The 3,707-nt window shown below is 53.4% G+C and carries 5 protein-coding genes; 3 read left to right on the top strand and 2 right to left on the bottom strand.

The genetic code is table 11. The annotated features are described in order from the left end of the window. Window positions 1–138: 138 nt before the first annotated feature. The gene (locus ACLD7X_RS16080) at window positions 139–309 is read right to left on the bottom strand and encodes a helix-turn-helix domain-containing protein (protein ID WP_411424691.1); all 171 of its coding nucleotides are present in this window, start codon (window positions 307–309) and stop codon (window positions 139–141) included. 110 nt (window positions 310–419) lie between these two features. On the opposite strand from ACLD7X_RS16080, the gene ACLD7X_RS16075 reads away from it, so the two are divergent. The 3 genes from ACLD7X_RS16075 (at window position 420) to ACLD7X_RS16065 (ending at window position 2,086) form a co-directional block, all read left to right on the top strand. Next, window positions 420–644 carry a hypothetical protein gene (locus tag ACLD7X_RS16075; RefSeq protein WP_425625365.1) on the top strand — a complete coding sequence of 75 codons (225 nt, stop codon included), beginning with the start codon at window positions 420–422 and terminating at the stop codon, window positions 642–644. A gap of 360 nt (window positions 645–1,004) precedes the next feature. Further along, a complete protein-coding gene (locus ACLD7X_RS16070; RefSeq protein ID WP_411424689.1) occupies window positions 1,005–1,268 on the top strand; it encodes a transposase in 264 nt (87 codons plus the stop codon). Next, window positions 1,262–2,086 carry an IS3 family transposase gene (locus ACLD7X_RS16065; protein ID WP_411424688.1) on the top strand — a complete coding sequence of 275 codons (825 nt, stop codon included), beginning with the start codon at window positions 1,262–1,264 and terminating at the stop codon, window positions 2,084–2,086. Before ACLD7X_RS16070 ends, ACLD7X_RS16065 begins: the two co-directional genes overlap by 7 nt. Window positions 2,087–2,742: 656 nt before the next feature. On the opposite strand, the gene ACLD7X_RS16060 is transcribed toward ACLD7X_RS16065, so the two are convergent. Beyond that, a partial coding sequence (locus ACLD7X_RS16060) for a DUF4397 domain-containing protein (RefSeq protein ID WP_411424687.1) occupies window positions 2,743–3,707 on the bottom strand: 965 nt, incomplete at its 5' end.

Here is a 3,707-nt window from a genome sequence, read left to right as displayed (position 1 = left end):
ATGCAACTGACAATGGTCGTCAATCTGCTCCGGACTGCGATCGTAGCGAAAACCAACTTCCACCAGCAGTTGCATCTCCCGCGTGAACCTCTGGCTCCCGTGTCCGCACGCCTGACTGTCGTCCCAGCTCCTTTGCGCCTACAAAGGACGATACCCGCGCTTGCCACTATAGCAGTGAAGCTCTCGACTGACGGTTGATGGTGGCACACCGAGCGTTTCAGCTATCGACCGCTGAGTCGTACCATGCCAACTAAGGGCCAACATCACATACCTTTGTTCTTGGGTTCCCTGCTGATATCCACTGGCCATGTTTGCTCCATGGTTGGTCTCTGAAAGGAGCGTGTTGCATCAGCAAGTAACCCTCTTCTTTTGAACTAACCATGGTGCACTTCCTACTTGAATCCAGCGGGTCGTTCGACGTGCGGTTCGTTAATGCCTATGCCAGTGTCGGAGCGATCCGTCAGGCCGTCATAGCCGACGTCTCGGGGCGGGTGCTGCGGGACTTCACCACGGACATCGACCAGCAGCGGCGAGGGGAGCAAAGGCTGACCGTCGATGCAACGGACTATCCGCAGGGTGTGGTGCTGGTGTCGGTGCGTTGCGACGGCAAGACCATCACCGAGAAGGTGGTGATCGTGCGGTGAGAGCGTTCTTGAGGTGCAGGGCTGCAGAAAGGAACACGATACCGAATATGGAAAAGCGGCCCCGGACACCGCACCGAGCTGTCGTCGATCGGCTGCTTTGAGGCTGGAAACTACGGTCTCAGGACACCTGATTCTTTGACCCGTATGTGACCCGTATGTGACCAACTCGGGTGCACAATGGCACACAACGGCGGACAATGCCCGTACATAGCTTCATCCCCCAAAAACGTCAAAAGGCCGCATCACTACTAGCGATGCGGCTTCTCCTGTCGGCGGACCCGTAGGGATTCGAACCCCATGGAGTGGGTTAAATAAATCGGTCCGGTCTTAATTTGAGACAGATGTCTCAAAGGAGCACTGATGCGGAAGAGTCAATTCAGCGATGAACAGATCGTAGGTATCGTTCGCGAATCCCATGCGCATGGGGTAGCAGCCACTGCGAAGAAGCATAAGGTATCGTCACACACGATCTATTTGTGGCGTAAGAAGTACGGCGATATGGGTCCGAGTCAGGTCTCGGAGCTTAAGCGGATCATGCAGGAGAACGCTCGTTTGAAGAAGCTGGTAGCCGAGCGTGATCTTGAGATCGAAGTGATGAAGGAGATCGCATCAAAAAAATGGTAGGCGTACGGCAGCGAGTCCAGGCCGTCATGTACGCCGTTCGTCGAGGACTTGGACAACGCAGGGCAACGGCCTTGCTAGGAGTATCCCGTTCGATGGTGACCTATCGGCTCCGACAGCCGATCAAGGACGCCCCGGTCAGGAGAATCATCCATGACGTAGTGACACAGCATCCCACATGGGGAAAGCGTCTGGTGTATGGTTGGATGCGGGAGCAGGGGTATGATTATTCGGCATGCACGGTGTACCGCGTCTATCGGCAAAGCGGCTACGCAGCACAGTGGCGAAAGCGATCGCGCAAGATCCGGCGAGGCATACGGATCAATCCAACGGCAATACAACCCCATGAGGTCTGGTGCATGGACTTTGCCGAGGATCGACTGATGACAGGCCAGAAGATGATGGCACTGTTGGTCAAGGATGAAGCCACGTCGTTTGGCCTCAGCATCACCCTACGACGATCATTCAAGGGCTCGGATGTCGAGGCAGTCCTTAACGAGCTGGTTGCCCAGCATGGTACGCCGAAGTACATTCGTTCGGACAACGGAGGCCAGTTCATTGCCACCATCGTACAACAGTGGGCCAAACGACACCATATCACACTGGCAACCATTCACCCTGGCAAACCATGGCAGAATGGCTTTGCGGAGAGCTTCGTGGGAACGTACCGACGGGAAGTCCTCAACGCGGAGATCTTCATGTCACTCGCTGAAGCAAAGGCGATCTCTACCATGTGGCTGAACATCGTCATTACCGAACGACCACATAGCAAAAACGACGATCAACCACCAATCACTGCAAGCAACAGACATGCAGCCTGACACCTTTTAAAACCTGTCACTGGACCGATAAACCATACCTGCTCACATTGACTGTCTTCGCTCAGAATACAGGCAGGTTGCAGATTCTTTGTTGGTTGAGTATGACAAGGAGTTCAGCTCTGATTCTGATAACACGTCAGGGTATGCATGCCGTAACGGCTGGTGGTGAACCGTGGACTGAAGATTTCCATAGCGGCAGATGGTGCCTCTGGGCTTTTTCCAATGACCACGCATGAAAATCGATACAATTGGGCCCCTCGTATTCCACCGTAGCGCCTCCAATACACGTCACGTGCGGTGCGTATTACCTAAGGGTAGAACCTCTCTGAACAGTAAGGATGGTCATTTGTGAGGAGTAATTACAGTGGACTCGGATCGAAGGAGGTATCACGTTCGTGTTCGGTCAGTGTTCAGAAGAGACCTCGATAAGGTAGTCGTACCTCTCAAGGTTCATGACGAAGGCCAGGGAATGCATGTTCAAATCGATTAGCTACCAGAGCAACGTGCCATATATGGTGTCTTGAGGACTATGCAACGATACAGTATGGAACTCGTCAGTGTTCTTACCGAACCCGTTCTTGAAAAAACGAACGCCCCTGCCGCATCGTTGCGGCAGGGGCGCTTCGTTATGTGTCAGTGAGCGGCTAAAGGTTGTATTACCGTACGACTGCGAGTGGCAGTGTTGCACGGTACGATCCTGACGTCACTTGCACGGTGTACATACCGGACGCAAAAGGCGTTGTATCGACAGCAATTGTCTGCGGTCCTTCGGCAACGTTGGTTAACGACTGCGTTGACAGAACGCTACCAGTTGCGTCTACGATGGAAACGCGAACATCACTTGCGGCTGGCTGGGTAAAGGCGATGCGAGAAATTGCACTCGTTGGATTGGGCATCACAACCGTGTTCGGGAGTGCCAGAACTTCGCTAACGCTTGAAGATAAGGGGGGCAGGAGGGCAGTTGTACCATCAGGGAGAACGGCGAGCAAACCAAAGGCAGGACCATTTTGATTTTCCGCTGGCGAAAGAAATCCCGATGCCAAGACTACAATTGACTGACCTGTCAAGTTGGACAAGTCTGCTGTGAAACGTGCGATCGCTCCCGCACCAGCTGGCGCAACACCAATGTTATACGATGATGCTGGAACGCTCCGATAGTCGCTTACGCGTCCGTACGAAAGGCCTGGAATCAGCACGTCATCACCGTTCAGGACGTCAACCTTTGGAGCATCCGTTGCACCGTGGAACACAACGAAGTCCACATTACCCGCTGTCGATGCGCTTGGACGGATGTTTGTCAAGGAATATACTTCGAAGCCGATCGACTCTGCGTCTTGATCTGTATTTGCTTTGAAGCCTGCTGGCGTAATGACACCATTGGCAACTGCCACATAGCGTCCTGATGGCAGGTTAATTGTCAACGGAACAGCGACATCCGCGACACTTTCCGAATTGCGTAAAGCAATTCCAACATTTACATCGGTATCAGCTGGGAGTTCCAAGAAACTCGTTGCCGAGCGGAATGCGAAATTGTCGAGGCGACGCTCTCCATTAATGTAGATGTCAACTTCGCTAACGAGTGGATCCGCTGCATTGTGGATAAGCTGTAGCTGTACGGGTG

Source organism: Aphanothece microscopica RSMan92, from assembly GCF_046613545.2.
GTDB lineage: Bacteria > Cyanobacteriota > Cyanobacteriia > PCC-6307 > Cyanobiaceae > NIES-981.
Note: the sequence above shows the minus strand (reverse complement) of the source record. Positions and strands in the feature narration are given on the sequence as shown.